Raw genomic sequence first — 15,466 nt, 5'->3', positions numbered from 1 at the left:
TAAAGACATGCAGGTTAATGATATGCGTAATTCAGAATTTTAAACATAATGATCCTCCTGTTAATAAAAAAAGATTCAAAAAAATGTATACAGCTACGACCGAAGTATAGCTAAAATATATTTTAACTGAAGATTATAGATTAATTGAATTGAAAAGCCTGCAGACGAAGATAGATTCCAAACTCTAGAACACCTTCATTACGAATAGTAAAAAGACTATCAGAATTTGTCAAGTAATTTTTATCGTAATTTTATGAACATGACGTACATCTGTATAGAGATTGAATATGTCATTTAGGTAGCCTCTTTGTTGTCATTCCAGTACTGAAATCCAGTTAGATTTGCGAGTATAAAAGTAATACAACATTTTTAATGATGGAAGGCATTACTAGGATGACAAGAAAGGAAGTACTGGTTTCAGTTTTTGTACGTTAGCCATGTATCTCAAATTTAATTATTTATAAATAAAAGATCACACTCCTTGGCTTTGTGATGGAATAAGTTTTTCAATGCTGTCTACACAAAACTCAGCCGTGTTATTAGCTATTTCATCAAATTTATCATTTATATCCTTACCTATTTTTTCATCTTTAATATATTCGTACAGAGCTAAAATAGCTATAGTTGAACATATTGCGATGAAACCAACTTTTGCTGTAATAAGTAATGATAGCCCACCTGCAAGTATGGATACTACTCCAACAGCTAGGTTTATAATTTTATTTTGTGTTGATTGGTTCTCTTTATCCTCTAAAACATTTGATATTGCTTTTGAGGCAATTTTTATTGCTATTGCTGTAGCTGAGATTATAACAAACATCATAGCTATTTTTGCTAAGAGAAAAATTGATGGTAGCATGATTACAAGAAACAATGAAGCACCTCCTATAAGTAACCATTTCTCATTTATTTTTTTAGACTGATCTATATCATCAGGCATTGCAACCCTCCACTTTCATTAACAGTTTATTCATATAATATGAAACATGCGATAGTCAAGATGTTTTTTTGTGGAGAAGCTTGCGATTGAGTTTTGAAGAGCTTTAGCTTTACAAGATGGTAGATTTGGTGATTATCGTAAGATTCTTGAAGTCATTTTAGTGGGAAGAATTTGTAAAATATGAAAAAATAACCGCCAGAAAATTGGAAACGCTATAACTTTCTTTCCTTTAAATATACTTTTTAAAATATATGCTGCAGCTTTTTCTGGCTCCCATATGAAGGGAAGTGGTTTATTAGACTTAAACATATCTGTTTTTACTGGCCCTGGCATTATGGTGATAAACTTTGTGCTACTGTTAGAATATTGGATTTTTAGTGATTGAAACAACTTTTTAGTGCTGCTTTGCTGGCACAGTATGCAGAAGCATGTGGTGTTGCATGAATAGCAACAAGGGAAGATATAACCGCAAAAGTTGCCAAGGAATTATGATGAATCCATTCTTCAATCCAGTTGATAACGCCAAAATAATTGGTTTCAAATGTTTTTCTATGAATGTTGGTATGAAACTTATCTTCTATTTCGCCACATCCTGCATTAAGAAAAAAGAGATTTGGTATAATATTTTGCTTTTTTAAAAAATCAGACGAGTTTTTAATATTTTCACTTTTGCTTACATCACATGTTATAGGTAAAAAATTACTACCTAATTCTTCTTTTAATTTTTCCAGTTTTTCAGTGCGCCTTGCAATGCCAACCACAAACCATCGATCTTTAATGAGCAACCGTGCTAGACTTTCTCCAATGCCAGATGATGCTCCTGTAATGAGACAAGTTTTTCTATCCATGTGAATTTATATAACATGAAGTATGAATGTAATGACTATTGCCTATTCACACAAGTTAAGTTTGCTATAATTTTGCTAAATAATAAAAAAAGAAAGCTACTTATAATTTTGAATTTTATATAAACTTAAAGGGAAATTTAGTATTTGCTTACTTGTAATTAAAAATTCTTATATAATATTTTAAGTGAGTTGAGAGAATTAAATGCAGGATGCAGCTTTAGTTTTACAAGATGGCAAGTGCTTTTTGGGAAAATCGGTAGGTAAAAGAGGCAAATGTATAGGTGAAGTTTGTTTTACCACTGGTATGACCGGGTATCAACATACTATAACCGATCCTTCTTTTGCTGATCAAATAATAGCGTTCACTTTTCCTCATATTGGTAATGTTGGAATAAATCACAAGGATAATGAAGGAGAAAAAGTTTTTGCAAGTGGTGTGATTATGCGTGAACTTTCTCCTATGTCTCACTCTTCTTCATATATTAGTTTAAATGATTGGTTGGAGAAAAATAATGTGGTTGGGATATCGGGAGTTGATACTAGAGCTTTGACGAGACATTTAAGAAAACATGGATCTCAAAATGGAATGATATGTCCGTCAAGTGAGGCACATATATTAGATGAATTGAAGAAATACAAATCTGTAAATGGAATAGAAATAACCAATAAAGTTAGCTTGCATAGTAAATTTAAAAGTGACCTTAATGCAAAATACAAAGTTGTGGTAATTGATTTCGGTGTAAAAAATAGTATAGTCTCACGCTTAGTAGAACTTGATTGTACGGTTGAATTAGTCAAACCAGATACAGGTTTTGCTCACAAAATATTAAGCATGAATCCAGATGGTATAGTGCTTTCAAATGGTCCTGGTGATCCACAAGAGATAGGAGAGAGTGTAATTTCAGAGATAGAAATTATTGTAAAGTCTAAGGTGCCGGTTTTCGGCATATGCCTGGGCCATCAATTACTTGCAGTTGCTTTGGGAGCAAAGACTATCAAGATGGATATTGGCCATCGAGGGAGTAACCATCCAGTTTATGATGTAATTAGTGGAAAAGTTGAGATAACTAGCCAAAATCATGGTTTTGTTGTTGATTCAGCTTCTCTTCCAAGTAACGTTGAATTTACTCATATTTCTCTATTTGATAATAGTGTAGAGGGGATAATGATGAAGGATTACCCAGTCTTTTCTGCTCAATACCATCCAGAAGAAGCGCCAGGTACGCATGATTCACATTATTTATTTAGGCGTTTTATTGATAATATTTTGTTATATAAAAGTAAAATCTAACTGAAATCAGTTAGATTAGCTTTTATTACTTGATCTTTTGGATTTGGATGTTTAATATTAGGGATAATAAAACTTAAGTTAAGGTAGTGTTCTCTTAACAGATTTTTGTGGAGGAGTGACCGAGTGGTTAAAGGTAACAGACTGTAAATCTGTCCGCGTGAGCGTACGTAGGTTCGAATCCTACCTCCTCCATTGTGCGGGTATAGCTCAATGGTAGAGCTCTAGCCTTCCAAGCTAGTGACGTGGGTTCGATTCCCACTATCCGCTCTTTTTTGTTGTATTTATATAAAATCAACATATTATTTATTGATGTATTTGTATTTTAGGTAGAAGAGTTAAAGTTATGACAGCGATAGTAGAAGCATTTGGAAAGCCGCATGTAAACGTGGGAACGATAGGACATGTGGATCATGGGAAGACAACGTTAACAGCGGCGATAACAAAGCATTATGGTAACTTTGTAGCATATGACCAGATAGATAAAGCGCCAGAAGAAAGAAAGAGAGGGATAACAATAGCAACAGCGCATGTTGAATATCAAACAGAAAAGAGACACTATGCACACGTTGATTGCCCTGGACATGCTGATTATGTAAAGAATATGATAGTAGGTGCAGCACAGATGGATGCAGCAGTGTTGGTAGTGTCGGGGGTTGATGGGCCAATGCCACAAACGAGAGAGCATATATTGCTGGCAAAACAAGTGGGTGTTGGATATATCGTGGTATATATAAACAAAGCTGATGTTGCTGATGCTGATATGATAGATTTGGTGGAAATGGAAGTGAGAGAATTGCTAAGTAAGTATGGATTTCCAGGTGATGAAGTGCCTGTGATAGTCGGATCTGCGTTAAAAGCATTGGAGGATGATGGTAGTGAGTATGGAAAGAAATCAATAGATAAATTGATGGAGAAGTTAGATGAGTATGTGGCAGTACCTCCAAGGCCTATAGATTTGCCGTTTTTATTGCCAATAGAAGATGTATTTTCAATATCGGGCCGAGGGACGGTAGTAACAGGAAGAATAGAGAAGGGGGAGATAAAGACAGGGGATGAGATAGAGATAATAGGTTTGAAAGCGACGCAAAAGACGATATGTACTGGTGTTGAGATGTTTAAGAAGTTGCTAGATAAGGGAAGTGCAGGACTCAATGTAGGAATACTACTAAGAGGAACAAAGAGAGAAGAGGTGGAGAGAGGGCAAGTATTGGCAAGGCCAGGGACAATAACTCCGCATAAGAAATTTAATGCGGAGGTGTATATATTGAAGAAAGAAGAAGGAGGAAGGCATACACCATTTTTTGGAAATTATCAGCCACAGTTTTATTTAAGGACAACGGATGTAACTGGGAGCATAAAATTGCTAGATGGAAAGGAGATGGTAATGCCAGGGGATAATGTAAGTATAGAAGTGGAATTGCAAGTACCAATAGCGATGGATAAAGGATTGCGTTTTGCGATAAGAGAAGGTGGTAGAACTGTTGGTTCTGGTGTTGTTTCGGAAATTTTAGAATGAGTATAGTAACTAAGATGAAGCAAGATATATATATTGGAATTAAAGCTTTCGATTGTTCTTTATTGGAAAAGTGTATTCGGGAGTTTATTGATCAATTAAAGCAGTTTAATGCAGATTTATCTGGTCCGATTGCGTTGCCAAGAAAAGATTCTAAATTTATTGTTAATAGGTCTCCTCATGTTGATAAAAAATCTCGCGAGCAATTTGAAATGAGGATTTCTAAGCGGTTAATTATTGTACATAATCCTACTTCTACTATGATGCAGATGCTTGCAGATTTATCTTTTTCTGCTGGTGTAGAAGTGGATTTAAAGGTTAAGGAAGTTAATATTTAGGAAAAGAAAATGAAGAGAATAAATTCGCTTAGGAGAGTCGGTTTATTAATGACTAATGTTGGCCATACTGCTATGTATTTTGATAATAGTCGCATGGCTGTAACTTTACTGCATCTCAGCGAAACTTGTATTATCGATATAAAAGGACAAGATAAATGTGGCTACAATTCAGTCATTTTAGGCACGGGGGATTTAAAAAAAATAGCAAAACCTCAGTTGGAATATTTAAAGAAAAAGGGTGTAAATAGTAAATGTAAATTATACGAAAGTAGATTAATTGATCTATTAGGAATAGAATGTGGTAAAAAGGTGGGGGTTAATCATTTTGTAGTTGGTCAATATCTTGATATTACGGGTTATTCTTTAGGCAAAGGGTTTGCTGGTGTGATGAAGCGGCATAACTTCAGTGGGCTTAGGGCATCTCATGGTGTTTCTATTGCTCATAGATCGCAAGGTTCTACTGGTCAATGTCAAGATCCTGGTAGAGTATTCAAGGGGAAGAAGATGGCTGGTCATTTAGGTAATAGCAGAGTAACTGTACAGAATATGAAAATATTATCCATTGATTATGAAAATAGCATAATTGCTGTAAAGGGTAATAATGTTCCTGGATTTAAAAACTCTTATGTTTTTGTGAGAGATGCAGTTAAAAAGCCTTTACATAAAGATGTTCCTTTTCCAGTAGGTCTGCTGTTGAATACGAGTGATGATGCTAATAATTTGGTGAGTTAGTTATGGAATGTGAATTAGTTGATCTATCTAATAATAATGTAGGTAGTGTTGAGCTTAATCCCTTGATATTTTCTGCCAAGCAAAAATTGAGTATTTTGCATGATATAGTGAGATGGCAATTAGCAAAGAGAAGAGTTGGTGCTCATAAAACAAAGGGTATCAGTGATGTTTCTGGTACAACAGCTAAACCGTATGGTCAAAAACGTACCGGTAGGGCGAGACAGGGGAGCTTGCGGTCTCCTCAATTTAGGGGTGGTGGAATTATTTTTGGCCCTGTTGTGAGGAGTCATGCTTATTCTCTTAATAAAAAAGTACGCAAATTTGGTTTGAAAATTGCTTTATCTCTAAAATATTTAAACAATCAAATTATTGTTCTTGATAGTTTAAATGTTGATGTGAAGAAAACATCTAAAATGTGTGAATATATGAAAAATTTTAAATTTTCTTCTTTTTTAATAGTTGGTGATTATGGAGATGATTTATTGCGTGCTACTAAAAATTTGCACTATGTAGATTTAATCAAACCTATTGGGTTAAATGTTTTTGATATATTGAATCATGAATGCGTGATGTTAACAAAAGACACTTTAAAGCATCTTGAAGGTAGATTGTTATGATTAAATATAATAATATAATAAAATCTCCTGTAATCACAGAAAAGGCTTCTCTTTTAAGAGAGAAGTTTAATAAATACTCTTTGTATGTTTTTGTAAATGTAAATAAGCGTCAAATAAAATCGGCAATAGAGTCTTTATTTAATGTCAGAATTTCTTCTGTAAATGTTATTAGAGTTAAACCTAAATATAGACGTTTCAGAGGCGTGGTTGGTTGTAAAAAACAGAGAAAAAAGGTTTATTTTTCTTTGATAGATGGTCAAAAATTAGATATAATGAGCGTTTAATATGGGTATGAAACTTTTTAATCCTGTTACTCCGTCTTCTCGTGGGACTATATTAATAAGTAAAATTGGTTTATCAAAAGATAAGCCGGAGAAGTCTCTTGTATTTGGTAAGAAATCCAGTGGTGGAAGAAATAATCATGGTAGAATTACAACTCGTCACAGGGGTGGTGGTCACAAGAAGAATTATAGAGTTATAGATTTTAAACGTAATAGAGGTGATCAGGGTATAGTTGAGAAAATAGAGTATGATCCAAATAGAAGTGGGTTTTTAGCATTAGTATCATATAAGGAAGATGATACTAAATCTTATATATTAGCTCCTCAAGGTATGAAGTCTGGTGATGTTGTGACAGCTGGAGATGATGCTGATATTTTACCAGGGAATTGTTTACTACTCAAGCATATACCTGTTGGTTCTTTCGTTCATAATGTTGAGCTGAAGCCAGGTAATGGTGCTGCGATTGCTAGAGCTGCTGGTTGTTATGCACAAATCGTTGGTCGTGATGGCCAATATGTTTTATTACGACTCAGGTCTGGTCAAATTCGGTTGATTTTATCTTCTTGCAAGGCTACTATTGGTGTAGTATCTAACCCTGACCATAAGAATAGAAAGTTGGGTAAAGCTGGGAGAAGTAGGTGGCTTGGGATTAGACCTACTGTACGTGGAGTTGCAATGAATCCGGTTGACCATCCTCATGGAGGTGGAGAGGGAAAAACTTCTGGTGGTCGTCATCCTGTTACTCCTTGGGGTGTTGCAACAAAAGGAAAGAAAACTAGGAAAAAAAATAAATCTAGTGATAAGTATATAAAAAAATTGAAAGGTTAATTTATGAGTAGATCTGTATGGAAACCACCTTTTTTACACCCATCTGTACTAAGATTAGTTCAGAGAACTTTAAAAGAGGGTTCTATTAATAAGGTGATAAAAATTCATTCCAGGGCTTCTGTAATTCTTCCTAATTGTTTGGGTTTAAAGTTTGCTGTTTATAATGGTAAAGATTACATTCCTGTTAGTGTTGATAACCAGAATATGATAGGTCATAAATTTGGTGAATTTTCACCTACTCGTAAATTTACTGGCCACGGTGGTGATAAAAAGGCAACAAGAAGATAGGTAATTGATATGAAAAGTAGGGATATAATAGTTGAGGCTGGTTCTAGGATTTTAAGATCAACTCCTCGCAAATTGAATTTGGTTGCTGGTTTAGTACGTAATAAAAAAGTTTCTTTTGCTAGTGTACAATTAAGATTTTGTAAAAAAAAAGCTGCTGGTTTTATAATGAAGGTGTTGAATTCTGCAATTGCTAATGCTCAAAATAATTATGGATTGAACATTGATAATCTATATATAAAGGAAATTTTAATAGGCAAGTCCCTTACTTTGCGTAGAGTATATCCAAAAGCTATGGGTAGGGCTAATAGAATGAGTAAATTTTATAGTAATATTACTATAAAATTGAAAGAAGTTGTATGATTTATAGAAATGGAAAGTTAATAAGGAAAGTGTAAATATGGGACAGAAGGTTAATCCTAAAGTATTTAGATTGCAAATAAATAGTAATACCTGGGATTCTATTTGGTGTGCTACAGACGATTATAAACAGAAGTTACATCACGATCTATTTATTCGCAGCTATATAAATGAATCCTTTAAGCATGCTGGTATTTCTAAAGTAATTATAGAGCGTACAGTTAATTTAACGTCTGTAATAATACATTCTTCTAAGCCTGGAGTTATAATAGGTAAGAAAGGTTCGGATGTTGAGAAGATAAAGCAAAAAATAGCTAAAAAAGTAGAAAGTAGCGTTGAAGTGAATGTAGTAGGAGTTAAAAAGTCTGAAATAGATGCAGCTTTAATATCAAAGAGTATTACACATCAGCTAGAAAAAAGGATTTCATGTAGAAGAGCGATGAAAAAAGCTATTCAAAATTGTTTGAAGATGGGTGCTAAGGGTATTAAAGTAAGTTGCTCTGGGCGTCTTGGCGGAGCTGAAATAGCTCGTACTGAATGGTACAAAGAAGGTCGCTTGCCTTTACACACTTTGCGGGCTAATATAGATTATGCTTTTTGTAAAGCAAAAACTATATGTGGTATTATAGGAGTTAAAGTTTGGGTTTATATTGGTAGTTAAGGTATATTGAAATGTTTGTTCCCAAAAAGAGTAAATATAAAAAGGCATTTAAGGGGAGAATTAAGGGTAATGCGAAGGGTGGTAGTACACTATCTTTTGGCGATTATGGCTTAAAAGCTTTGGAAGGAGGTAAGATTCAGTCTAAGCATATTGAAACTGCAAGGCGCGTAATATCTAGAACGTTAAAACGCTCTGGTAAAGTGTGGATAAGAATTTTTCCTGATACTCCGGTTAGTAAGAAGCCGGCAGATGTGCGTATGGGTAAAGGGAAAGGTAGTGTTGAATTTTGGGTATTTAAAGCTAGGCCAGGTAGGATTTTGTTTGAAATTAGCAGTGATGTTCCCATGCCTTTAGCAAGGTTGGCGCTTGAAAAAGCGGCTGCCAAGTTTCCTATGAAATGTAAATTTATATCTAATCATAATTGAATGGAGTTGCAATGGATATAGTTGAAATTGAATCAAAAGCCTCAAAAGAATTGCATGAAATTCTTTTGAGCTTGAGGAAAGAATTTGTTAATTTGGCTTTTCAAAAAAAACTGGGCCAGTGCAACAATTTTTTGCGTTTTAGCTTAATAAGAAAGAGCATAGCTCGTAGTCTAACTGTATTAAATAGAAGAAAGAGAGAGGGAAAAAATGCCTAAGAAGGTTTTTTGTGGTGTCGTAACTAATGCTGAGTCTGATAAGACTGTAAAGGTTTCGGTGTTACAAGTGTATAAGGATAGGCTATATAAAAAGGTTATTAAAAAATATAAGAAATACACAGTGCATGACGAAAATAATAGTTGCAAAAAGGGAGATAGGGTTTTAATACAGGAACACAAGCCTATTTCTGTTACTAAAAAATGGGTTGTTATCAATAGCTAAAAAGGAATAGGTATTTATATGATTCAAAAAAATACATTGTTAGAAGTAGCTGATAATTCTGGTGCGCGTGCAGTGCTTTGTATTGGCTTGTTAGGTGGTAGGAAATCTGCATCCGTAGGTGATACGATTATTATATCTACTAAGTCTATTAACCCAAAAGGTAAAGTTGAAAAAGGAAAAGTATATAAAGCAGTTGTTGTTAGAGTAAAAAATAGTGTTAAGAAATCTGATGGTTCTGTAATTCGTTTTTCTAGCAATGCTGTGGTTTTAATTAATGATCAAGGTGAACCACTTGGCACTCGGGTGTTTGGTCCAGTAAAAAAGTTGTTATCTGGTTCTTTTATGAAAATAATGTCATTAGCTGATGAGGTTTTATAATGAGTGCTAAAATAAAAAGTGGTGATGATGTTATAGTTTTAACTGGTAAAGATAAGAGAAAAATTGGTAAGGTAATCAAAGTTATAATACGTGATGCTAAAAAGAAAGTAGTTGTTTCTGGCGTAAATGTGTGTAAGAGACATACTAAACCAAGAGCTGGTGGTGGTGGTATATTGAATAAAGAGTTAGCTATTGATGTATCCAATGTTGCAATATTGGATCCTAAGTGTAAAACTCCAACTAAAGTAGGATTTAAGATTATAGATGGTAGAAAAGTGCGTTTTGCAAAAGTTTCTGGAGAAGTGATAGATTAGGTTGATATGTTTAAACAATTGTATAAAGATAATATAGTAAAATCCTTAAGGGATAAGTTTAATTACAGCAATGTAATGCAAGTGCCTAAACTTGTCAAGGTGTGTATCAATATGGGCGTTGGAGATGCTGCTACGGATAATAAAGCGATAAATGAGCCATTTGATAATCTACATTTGATTGCTGGGCAAAAGCCTGTGTTAACCTTTGCAAAAAAATCTATTTCTGGTTTCAAAATTAGAAAAGGTGCAACTGTAGGTTGTAAAGTGACTTTGCGTAGAAATAAAATGTATGAATTCTTAGAAAGATTAATATATATTGCTTTGCCAAGGGAAAAAGATTTTAGAGGGTTTAGTGTGAAGCAATTTGATGGTCATGGTAATTTTTCCCTTGGTATCAAGGAGCATATATCATTTTTAGAAATAGACTATAATAAAATAAGTAAAATTAGAGGTATGGATATTAATATTATAACAAGTGCAGTTAGTGATAAGGAAGCAAAGGAATTATTACTGGCTCTTAAATTCCCTTTTTTTGATAATTGAGAGAAAATATATATGGCAAAAAAATCCATGATACAGAAGAATCTTCGTAGAATAAAGTTATGCGATCAGTATAGGGTGAGAAGAGAAGAATTGAAATTTATAATGAATAATAAGGATTTATCTATTGCAAAAAGGTTTGCAGCTCAAATTAAGCTGATTAAAGATTTGCCTAGAGATTGTGCTCAAAGCAGAATTAGGAATAGATGCGCTTTAACTGGTAGGCCGAGAGCAGTATATAGAAAATTTGGTTTATGTAGGATTGTTTTACGTGATTTGTGTTCTTTTGGACAAGTTCCAGGGGTTACAAAATCTAGTTGGTAAATGTGATATAAGGAGTGTAATAGTGTCGTTATCTGATAGTATTGGTGATTTTTTAACAAGAATACGTAATGCTCAATTGGCAATGCATAGGGAAACAAGAGTCCTATTCTCTAAAGTGAATTCTTCTATATTGAAGATCTTAAAAGAGGAAGGGTATATTCTTAATTATAAAAAGCAAGAGAGTGATAGTGTCCCCTCGCTTTTTGTGCAGTTGAAGTATTATGATAAATCACCTGTGATTAATGATATAGCTAGGGTATCAAAGCCCGGTTGTCGTTATTATTCTAAGTGTAAGGACATTTCTAAAGCATATAATGGTCTTGGAATTTTTATTATATCTACGCCGAAAGGAGTGATGACCGATTATAATGCACGTAGATTAAAAGTTGGTGGAGAAGTTTTGTGTCGTGTATTTTAAATGATAGGAGAAATGTATGTCTCGTATAGGTGCCGCACCTATCAATATTCCTGCTGATCTTTCAGTTGAATATAATGATGGTAGGGTATTAATAAGAAGTGTTAGGGCAGAAAAAGAGCTGAACTTGTGTAGTGGCATTCTGTGTCAGACAGTTGATAATCAATTGTTACTTTCTGTTGATCAAGGCAGGGATGATTATGATAAAATAAAATCTATATGGGGCACTTATAGAAGTAATATTAATAACATGATTAACGGTATGGTTAATGATTTTTCTGTTGATCTTGAGATTAATGGTGTAGGGTATAAAGCAGAATGTGATGATAAGTATTTGACTTTATATCTTGGTTATAGTCATAATATTAAGTATAAAGTGCCTAAAGACGTTGAGATTAAGTGTATAAAGCCAACTCATTTAGTGATTCGCGGTATGGATAAGCAAAAAGTCTATATGGTGGCTTCTGATGTATGCAAAATTAGAAGATATGATCCTTATAAAGGTAAGGGTATTGTAATAAAAGGCAAATTTATGCTGCGTAAGGTTGTAAATAAAAAGAAGTAATTAAAATGAAAAGATTGTATAATTTTTTAGGTAGCTATGAAAAAAGGAAACTTCGTAATAGAGCGAAGCTCGATAAGAGCGCTGGGCGTTTACGTATATCCATATTTAAGTCTAATAAACATTTTTACGTTCAGTTGATTAACGATGCAAAAGGAACAACCCTAGCTTCTGCTTCTACTTTGGATGATAAAATTAGGAATGTATGTAAAGGTGGGGTCAATGCTGAAACTATAAAACAGGTTTCTTCTTTATTGATTGAGCGTCTGTCTAGTACAAAATTGCAGCAGCGGTTCGTCTTTGATCGGGGGGCATATAAGTATACAGGATTGATTTCTCAATTTGCTGAAGCTTTAAGAAGCTCTGGATTTGAATTTTAGAAGGTTTGAAGTATGGCTGTAAAGAATTTACAAAATAATAATGATTTATCAGAACTTTTGGTTTCAGTCCGAAGGGTAACAACGGTTACTAAAGGTGGTAGAAGATTTTCATTTTCAACTTTGGTTGTTGTTGGTGATGGTAAGGGTAGGGTAGGATGTGGAATAGGTAAACACGCAGAGGTTGCTGAAGCAAGAGTGAAAGCTGTAAATGCTGCAAAGAAGTCGATGATTAGGGTGTACTTACGTGAAGGTAGAACTTTACATCATGATATTAAAGCTAAATTTTGTTCTGGTGAGATAGTTTTAAGAGCTGCAAGAACTGGAACGGGTATTATTGCTGGTGGAGCAATGAGGTCGGTTTTTGAGGTATTAGGTATAAAGGATGTGGTAGCTAAGTCTACTAGATCAAATGATCCTCATAATATTATATGTGCAGTATTTAAGGCTTTTGATGTTATGTTATCTCCTCGCCAAGTGGCAGGTAAGAGGGGTAAAAAGATTAGTGAGATAGTTGGAAATAGGTAAAGTATGAATGATGCTGTAAAATTAAATTCTGTATTTACCAAATTATCTAAGAAAAAGAAGCCTAAATTATTAGGCAGAGGTATTGGTTGTGGTAAAGGTAAAACATCCGGTAGGGGGCATAAAGGGCAGAAAGCGAGAAGTGGCGTTTCTATAAATGGTTTTGAAGGTGGACAGCAGTCTATATATACTCGTTTACCTAAAAGAGGTTTTAAGCCTATACGCAAAAACTTATACTCTATATTTAATGTTGGTGATGTACAGTGCTTAATGGAAGCTAAAAAAATAGTCAAGGATTCTATAATAGATAAGGAGCTACTGCATAAATTAGGTTTTATCAGATCTGTAAAAAGTAAAATCAAACTTCTTAATAAGGGTAAATTAAGCGAGAAATTTGTGTTTCATGTTGATTTTGCATCAGAAGCTGCAAAAAGATCTGTAGCTTCAGTTGGTGGTAGTGTAGAAATACTATCATGAATTATGAACAGTAAATTTGCATTTGATAGTTTGGGTTCTACGTTATTATATAAAACTGATTTACTAAAGCGCATATTTTTTACGCTGATGGCTTTAGTTTGTTATCGTTTAGGCACTTATGTTCCTATTCCTGGAATTAATCTTGATATAATCAATGATATATTTCCAAAAGAGAGTTCTGGTATTTTTGGAGTATTTAATTTATTTTCTGGTGGCGCTTTAGCTAGAATGACGATCTTGGCGTTAAACGTTATGCCATACATAGTTGCATCCATAGTTATGCAATTATTGTCTTCTGCCGTTAAAGTAATCAATGAAATTAAAAATGACGGAGAGTTGGGACGTCGAAAGATGAACTCTTATATACGCTATATGACTATAGTGTTTTGTATCTTTCAATCAATTACGATCTTAATAGGGTTAGAAAGAATGAATAGAGAAGGGATATTAGTTGTAGTTGAACCTGGTATTATGTTTCGTACTATAGGTGTCTTTAGCCTTTTAGGTGGAACTATATTTTTAATATGGCTTGGTGAGCGGATCAGTGTGAGCGGTATAGGCAATGGTATCTCATTAATCATTTTTACTGGCATAACATCTGAATTACATAATGCTTTATCATCTCTGCTAACATTAAATAAAAATGGTAGTATGTCGTTTTTCATTACCCTTTTTGTTATAGTATTGTTTTTTTTACTGCTCCTTTTAGTCATTTTTACAGAATCTTCTTATAGAAAGGTAATTGTTCAATATCCCAAAAAACAGTTTAAAAAATTACATAATGATGATTTTAGTTACATTCCATTGAAGATCAATTTATCTGGTGTAATACCAACTATTTTTGCTAACGCAATTTTATTAACGCCTATTTCAATTGCAAATTTCTATAAAGGTCATGCCATTGCTGATTTTATTTTAAACTACTTTATGGCAAATAAAGTGATGTACATTATAACTTACTTAATACTCATAGTACTTTTTAATTTTTTCTATACCAATTTTATATTTAATCCAGAGGAAAATGCTGATTTTCTTAGGAAAAATGGTGGTTTTATTCCTGGTAGAGGGCCTGGAAAACATACTTCTGATTATCTTCAAAATATAGTTTTTAAATTAACATTTATTGGGTCTGCGTATTTGGTGGTAATATGTACTATACCTGAAATTATGAGGTATCATTATGATATACCATTTATTTTTGGTGGGACGAGCTTGCTGATTATAGTTAACGTTATTACTGATACTATTATGCAAGTACAATCTTATGTTTTTTCAAATAGGTACGATAGTTGGATAAAGAAATATGAGTCTAAAACAAGGAGACTAAAGTGATTATTACAATTTTTGGTCCTCCTGGCTCTGGTAAGGGTACTCAGTCCAGTTTGTTAATAGCAAAGTATAATTTTAAATTAGTTTCAGTAGGAGATTTATTAAGGAATATTATATCTAGTGGAAGTAAATTAGGTAAAGAAATAAAGGATACTGTTGAATCTGGTAATTTAATTCAAGATGAAGTTATATGTAAATTATTGTGTGACCAGCTTGCATTAATAGATGGTGATTTTTTGTTAGATGGTTTTCCAAGAAATTTAAATCAAGCTCATTTTTTAACTCAATTTTTGCAAAAAAGATGTAATAGGGATGTTGATCTTGTAATTGAGTTGCAGCTTGACGATAATATTGCAATTGATAGATTAAAAGATCGTCTTACTTGTTTGGATTGTAAAAGTATATATAGTATATCTTCTTTTAAAAATACTACTTGTGCTAAATGTAAAAGTACGAGATTGGAGAAGAGAATTGATGATGCTAATATGCTTGCAATTAATAAGAGGATAAGAGAATATCATTTTCAGATGAAGGGTTTGCGCGAGTATTATAAGGGCAAGTTGTTAACAATTAACGCTAATTTGAGTGTTGATAGAGTAATGCAAGAGATTGAAAGTAAAATTTCTTGTAATTTGATTTGACTATAAGTTGTTTTATGGTATAAATT

The 15,466-nt window shown here is 33.4% G+C and carries 26 protein-coding genes and 2 tRNA genes; 26 read left to right on the top strand and 2 right to left on the bottom strand.

Translation table 11 applies throughout. The features are described 5' to 3' along the window. Positions 1-472: 472 nt before the first annotated feature. A complete protein-coding gene (locus BWZ41_RS01260) occupies positions 473-940 on the bottom strand; it encodes a hypothetical protein (protein ID WP_063631040.1) in 468 nt (155 codons plus the stop codon). Positions 941-1,314: 374 nt separating this feature from the next. Next, positions 1,315-1,788 (bottom strand): SDR family NAD(P)-dependent oxidoreductase, encoded by a 474-nt coding sequence (locus BWZ41_RS01255; protein WP_241653841.1) that lies wholly within the window; start codon positions 1,786-1,788, stop codon positions 1,315-1,317. A 202-nt stretch (positions 1,789-1,990) separates the two neighbouring features. On the opposite strand from BWZ41_RS01255, the gene carA reads away from it, so the two are divergent. The 26 genes from carA (at position 1,991) to BWZ41_RS01125 (ending at position 15,440) form a co-directional block, all read left to right on the top strand. After that, positions 1,991-3,079 carry a glutamine-hydrolyzing carbamoyl-phosphate synthase small subunit gene (gene carA / locus BWZ41_RS01250; protein ID WP_143689142.1) on the top strand — a complete coding sequence of 363 codons (1,089 nt, stop codon included), beginning with the start codon at positions 1,991-1,993 and terminating at the stop codon, positions 3,077-3,079. A 109-nt stretch (positions 3,080-3,188) separates the two neighbouring features. Further along, a tRNA-Tyr gene (locus tag BWZ41_RS01245) sits at positions 3,189-3,271 on the top strand. A gap of 4 nt (positions 3,272-3,275) precedes the next feature. Next, positions 3,276-3,346, top strand: a tRNA-Gly gene (locus tag BWZ41_RS01240). 76 nt (positions 3,347-3,422) lie between these two features. Then, a complete protein-coding gene (gene tuf / locus BWZ41_RS01235) occupies positions 3,423-4,595 on the top strand; it encodes an elongation factor Tu (protein ID WP_143689141.1) in 1,173 nt (390 codons plus the stop codon). Positions 4,596-4,609: 14 nt separating this feature from the next. Further along, positions 4,610-4,930, top strand: coding sequence for a 30S ribosomal protein S10 (gene rpsJ, locus BWZ41_RS01230; protein ID WP_143689689.1), 321 nt, complete (start codon positions 4,610-4,612; stop codon positions 4,928-4,930). A 9-nt stretch (positions 4,931-4,939) separates the two neighbouring features. Beyond that, complete coding sequence (gene rplC / locus BWZ41_RS01225; RefSeq protein WP_143689140.1) at positions 4,940-5,662, top strand: 50S ribosomal protein L3; 723 nt, start codon at positions 4,940-4,942, stop codon at positions 5,660-5,662. Positions 5,663-5,664: 2 nt separating this feature from the next. Then, positions 5,665-6,279: a 50S ribosomal protein L4 gene (gene rplD, locus BWZ41_RS01220; protein ID WP_143689139.1), complete on the top strand. Its 615-nt coding sequence runs from the start codon at positions 5,665-5,667 to the stop codon at positions 6,277-6,279. Further along, positions 6,276-6,563: a 50S ribosomal protein L23 gene (locus tag BWZ41_RS01215; RefSeq protein WP_143689138.1), complete on the top strand. Its 288-nt coding sequence runs from the start codon at positions 6,276-6,278 to the stop codon at positions 6,561-6,563. The genes rplD and BWZ41_RS01215 overlap by 4 nt, the downstream gene beginning before the upstream one ends. 1 nt (position 6,564) lies before the next feature. Then, positions 6,565-7,389, top strand: a complete 825-nt coding sequence (gene rplB / locus BWZ41_RS01210) for a 50S ribosomal protein L2 (protein ID WP_143689137.1) — start codon at positions 6,565-6,567, stop codon at positions 7,387-7,389. A gap of 3 nt (positions 7,390-7,392) precedes the next feature. Continuing rightward, positions 7,393-7,677, top strand: coding sequence for a 30S ribosomal protein S19 (gene rpsS / locus BWZ41_RS01205; RefSeq protein WP_017532489.1), 285 nt, complete (start codon positions 7,393-7,395; stop codon positions 7,675-7,677). 9 nt (positions 7,678-7,686) lie between these two features. Further along, positions 7,687-8,037, top strand: a complete 351-nt coding sequence (gene rplV / locus BWZ41_RS01200) for a 50S ribosomal protein L22 (RefSeq protein ID WP_143689136.1) — start codon at positions 7,687-7,689, stop codon at positions 8,035-8,037. A 37-nt stretch (positions 8,038-8,074) separates the two neighbouring features. Further along, entirely contained in the window at positions 8,075-8,695 is a 621-nt protein-coding gene (rpsC, locus tag BWZ41_RS01195; RefSeq protein ID WP_143689135.1) for a 30S ribosomal protein S3, read from the top strand. Positions 8,696-8,706: 11 nt separating this feature from the next. Beyond that, entirely contained in the window at positions 8,707-9,120 is a 414-nt protein-coding gene (rplP, locus tag BWZ41_RS01190; RefSeq protein WP_143689134.1) for a 50S ribosomal protein L16, read from the top strand. A gap of 11 nt (positions 9,121-9,131) precedes the next feature. After that, positions 9,132-9,335, top strand: a complete 204-nt coding sequence (rpmC, locus tag BWZ41_RS01185) for a 50S ribosomal protein L29 (protein ID WP_143689133.1) — start codon at positions 9,132-9,134, stop codon at positions 9,333-9,335. After that, on the top strand, positions 9,328-9,558 hold the full coding sequence (rpsQ, locus tag BWZ41_RS01180; protein WP_143689132.1) for a 30S ribosomal protein S17: 231 nt from the start codon (positions 9,328-9,330) through the stop codon (positions 9,556-9,558). The genes rpmC and rpsQ overlap by 8 nt, the downstream gene beginning before the upstream one ends. A gap of 18 nt (positions 9,559-9,576) precedes the next feature. Beyond that, positions 9,577-9,936 (top strand): 50S ribosomal protein L14, encoded by a 360-nt coding sequence (rplN, locus tag BWZ41_RS01175; protein ID WP_007302542.1) that lies wholly within the window; start codon positions 9,577-9,579, stop codon positions 9,934-9,936. Further along, positions 9,936-10,250, top strand: a complete 315-nt coding sequence (rplX, locus tag BWZ41_RS01170) for a 50S ribosomal protein L24 (protein WP_143689131.1) — start codon at positions 9,936-9,938, stop codon at positions 10,248-10,250. The genes rplN and rplX overlap by 1 nt, the downstream gene beginning before the upstream one ends. 6 nt (positions 10,251-10,256) lie before the next feature. After that, positions 10,257-10,793 carry a 50S ribosomal protein L5 gene (gene rplE / locus BWZ41_RS01165; protein WP_143689130.1) on the top strand — a complete coding sequence of 179 codons (537 nt, stop codon included), beginning with the start codon at positions 10,257-10,259 and terminating at the stop codon, positions 10,791-10,793. Positions 10,794-10,805: 12 nt separating this feature from the next. Beyond that, positions 10,806-11,114: a 30S ribosomal protein S14 gene (rpsN, locus tag BWZ41_RS01160; RefSeq protein WP_143689129.1), complete on the top strand. Its 309-nt coding sequence runs from the start codon at positions 10,806-10,808 to the stop codon at positions 11,112-11,114. A gap of 22 nt (positions 11,115-11,136) precedes the next feature. Continuing rightward, positions 11,137-11,532 carry a 30S ribosomal protein S8 gene (gene rpsH / locus BWZ41_RS01155; RefSeq protein WP_143689128.1) on the top strand — a complete coding sequence of 132 codons (396 nt, stop codon included), beginning with the start codon at positions 11,137-11,139 and terminating at the stop codon, positions 11,530-11,532. Between the two features lie 16 nt (positions 11,533-11,548). Next, entirely contained in the window at positions 11,549-12,094 is a 546-nt protein-coding gene (rplF, locus tag BWZ41_RS01150; protein ID WP_143689127.1) for a 50S ribosomal protein L6, read from the top strand. 5 nt (positions 12,095-12,099) lie between these two features. Next, entirely contained in the window at positions 12,100-12,471 is a 372-nt protein-coding gene (gene rplR / locus BWZ41_RS01145) for a 50S ribosomal protein L18 (RefSeq protein ID WP_143689126.1), read from the top strand. A gap of 12 nt (positions 12,472-12,483) precedes the next feature. Further along, the gene (gene rpsE, locus BWZ41_RS01140) at positions 12,484-12,996 is read left to right on the top strand and encodes a 30S ribosomal protein S5 (protein ID WP_010404712.1); all 513 of its coding nucleotides are present in this window, start codon (positions 12,484-12,486) and stop codon (positions 12,994-12,996) included. A 3-nt stretch (positions 12,997-12,999) separates the two neighbouring features. After that, a complete protein-coding gene (rplO, locus tag BWZ41_RS01135; protein WP_006012263.1) occupies positions 13,000-13,470 on the top strand; it encodes a 50S ribosomal protein L15 in 471 nt (156 codons plus the stop codon). A gap of 3 nt (positions 13,471-13,473) precedes the next feature. Then, a complete protein-coding gene (gene secY / locus BWZ41_RS01130; RefSeq protein ID WP_143689125.1) occupies positions 13,474-14,802 on the top strand; it encodes a preprotein translocase subunit SecY in 1,329 nt (442 codons plus the stop codon). Further along, positions 14,799-15,440: an adenylate kinase family protein gene (locus BWZ41_RS01125; RefSeq protein WP_143689124.1), complete on the top strand. Its 642-nt coding sequence runs from the start codon at positions 14,799-14,801 to the stop codon at positions 15,438-15,440. The genes secY and BWZ41_RS01125 overlap by 4 nt, the downstream gene beginning before the upstream one ends. The last annotated feature ends 26 nt before the right edge of the window (positions 15,441-15,466 follow it).

It is taken from the genome of Wolbachia endosymbiont of Nilaparvata lugens (assembly GCF_007115045.1).
In the GTDB taxonomy this organism is placed as follows: Bacteria; Pseudomonadota; Alphaproteobacteria; order Rickettsiales; family Anaplasmataceae; genus Wolbachia.
Note: the sequence above shows the minus strand (reverse complement) of the source record. Positions and strands in the feature narration are given on the sequence as shown.

What these genes read in the sequence shown, in the direction of transcription:
- rplO (WP_006012263.1), top strand. Translation starts at nt 13,000, where the DNA reads ATGAATGATGCTGTAAAATTAAATTCTGTATTTACCAAATTATCTAAG.
- rplP (WP_143689134.1), top strand. Translation starts at nt 8,707, where the DNA reads ATGTTTGTTCCCAAAAAGAGTAAATATAAAAAGGCATTTAAGGGGAGA.
- secY (WP_143689125.1), top strand. Translation starts at nt 13,474, where the DNA reads ATGAACAGTAAATTTGCATTTGATAGTTTGGGTTCTACGTTATTATAT.
- rplD (WP_143689139.1), top strand. Translation starts at nt 5,665, where the DNA reads ATGGAATGTGAATTAGTTGATCTATCTAATAATAATGTAGGTAGTGTT.
- rpsN (WP_143689129.1), top strand. Translation starts at nt 10,806, where the DNA reads ATGGCAAAAAAATCCATGATACAGAAGAATCTTCGTAGAATAAAGTTA.
- rpsQ (WP_143689132.1), top strand. Translation starts at nt 9,328, where the DNA reads ATGCCTAAGAAGGTTTTTTGTGGTGTCGTAACTAATGCTGAGTCTGAT.
- rplX (WP_143689131.1), top strand. Translation starts at nt 9,936, where the DNA reads ATGAGTGCTAAAATAAAAAGTGGTGATGATGTTATAGTTTTAACTGGT.
- BWZ41_RS01255 (WP_241653841.1), bottom strand. Translation starts at nt 1,788, where the DNA reads ATGGATAGAAAAACTTGTCTCATTACAGGAGCATCATCTGGCATTGGA.
- rplE (WP_143689130.1), top strand. Translation starts at nt 10,257, where the DNA reads ATGTTTAAACAATTGTATAAAGATAATATAGTAAAATCCTTAAGGGAT.
- BWZ41_RS01260 (WP_063631040.1), bottom strand. Translation starts at nt 940, where the DNA reads ATGCCTGATGATATAGATCAGTCTAAAAAAATAAATGAGAAATGGTTA.
- rplV (WP_143689136.1), top strand. Translation starts at nt 7,687, where the DNA reads ATGAAAAGTAGGGATATAATAGTTGAGGCTGGTTCTAGGATTTTAAGA.
- BWZ41_RS01215 (WP_143689138.1), top strand. Translation starts at nt 6,276, where the DNA reads ATGATTAAATATAATAATATAATAAAATCTCCTGTAATCACAGAAAAG.
- rpsS (WP_017532489.1), top strand. Translation starts at nt 7,393, where the DNA reads ATGAGTAGATCTGTATGGAAACCACCTTTTTTACACCCATCTGTACTA.
- rpmC (WP_143689133.1), top strand. Translation starts at nt 9,132, where the DNA reads ATGGATATAGTTGAAATTGAATCAAAAGCCTCAAAAGAATTGCATGAA.
- rplR (WP_143689126.1), top strand. Translation starts at nt 12,100, where the DNA reads ATGAAAAGATTGTATAATTTTTTAGGTAGCTATGAAAAAAGGAAACTT.
- rplC (WP_143689140.1), top strand. Translation starts at nt 4,940, where the DNA reads ATGAAGAGAATAAATTCGCTTAGGAGAGTCGGTTTATTAATGACTAAT.
- rplN (WP_007302542.1), top strand. Translation starts at nt 9,577, where the DNA reads ATGATTCAAAAAAATACATTGTTAGAAGTAGCTGATAATTCTGGTGCG.
- carA (WP_143689142.1), top strand. Translation starts at nt 1,991, where the DNA reads ATGCAGGATGCAGCTTTAGTTTTACAAGATGGCAAGTGCTTTTTGGGA.
- tuf (WP_143689141.1), top strand. Translation starts at nt 3,423, where the DNA reads ATGACAGCGATAGTAGAAGCATTTGGAAAGCCGCATGTAAACGTGGGA.
- rpsJ (WP_143689689.1), top strand. Translation starts at nt 4,610, where the DNA reads ATGAAGCAAGATATATATATTGGAATTAAAGCTTTCGATTGTTCTTTA.
- rplB (WP_143689137.1), top strand. Translation starts at nt 6,565, where the DNA reads ATGGGTATGAAACTTTTTAATCCTGTTACTCCGTCTTCTCGTGGGACT.
- rpsC (WP_143689135.1), top strand. Translation starts at nt 8,075, where the DNA reads ATGGGACAGAAGGTTAATCCTAAAGTATTTAGATTGCAAATAAATAGT.
- rpsE (WP_010404712.1), top strand. Translation starts at nt 12,484, where the DNA reads ATGGCTGTAAAGAATTTACAAAATAATAATGATTTATCAGAACTTTTG.
- rplF (WP_143689127.1), top strand. Translation starts at nt 11,549, where the DNA reads ATGTCTCGTATAGGTGCCGCACCTATCAATATTCCTGCTGATCTTTCA.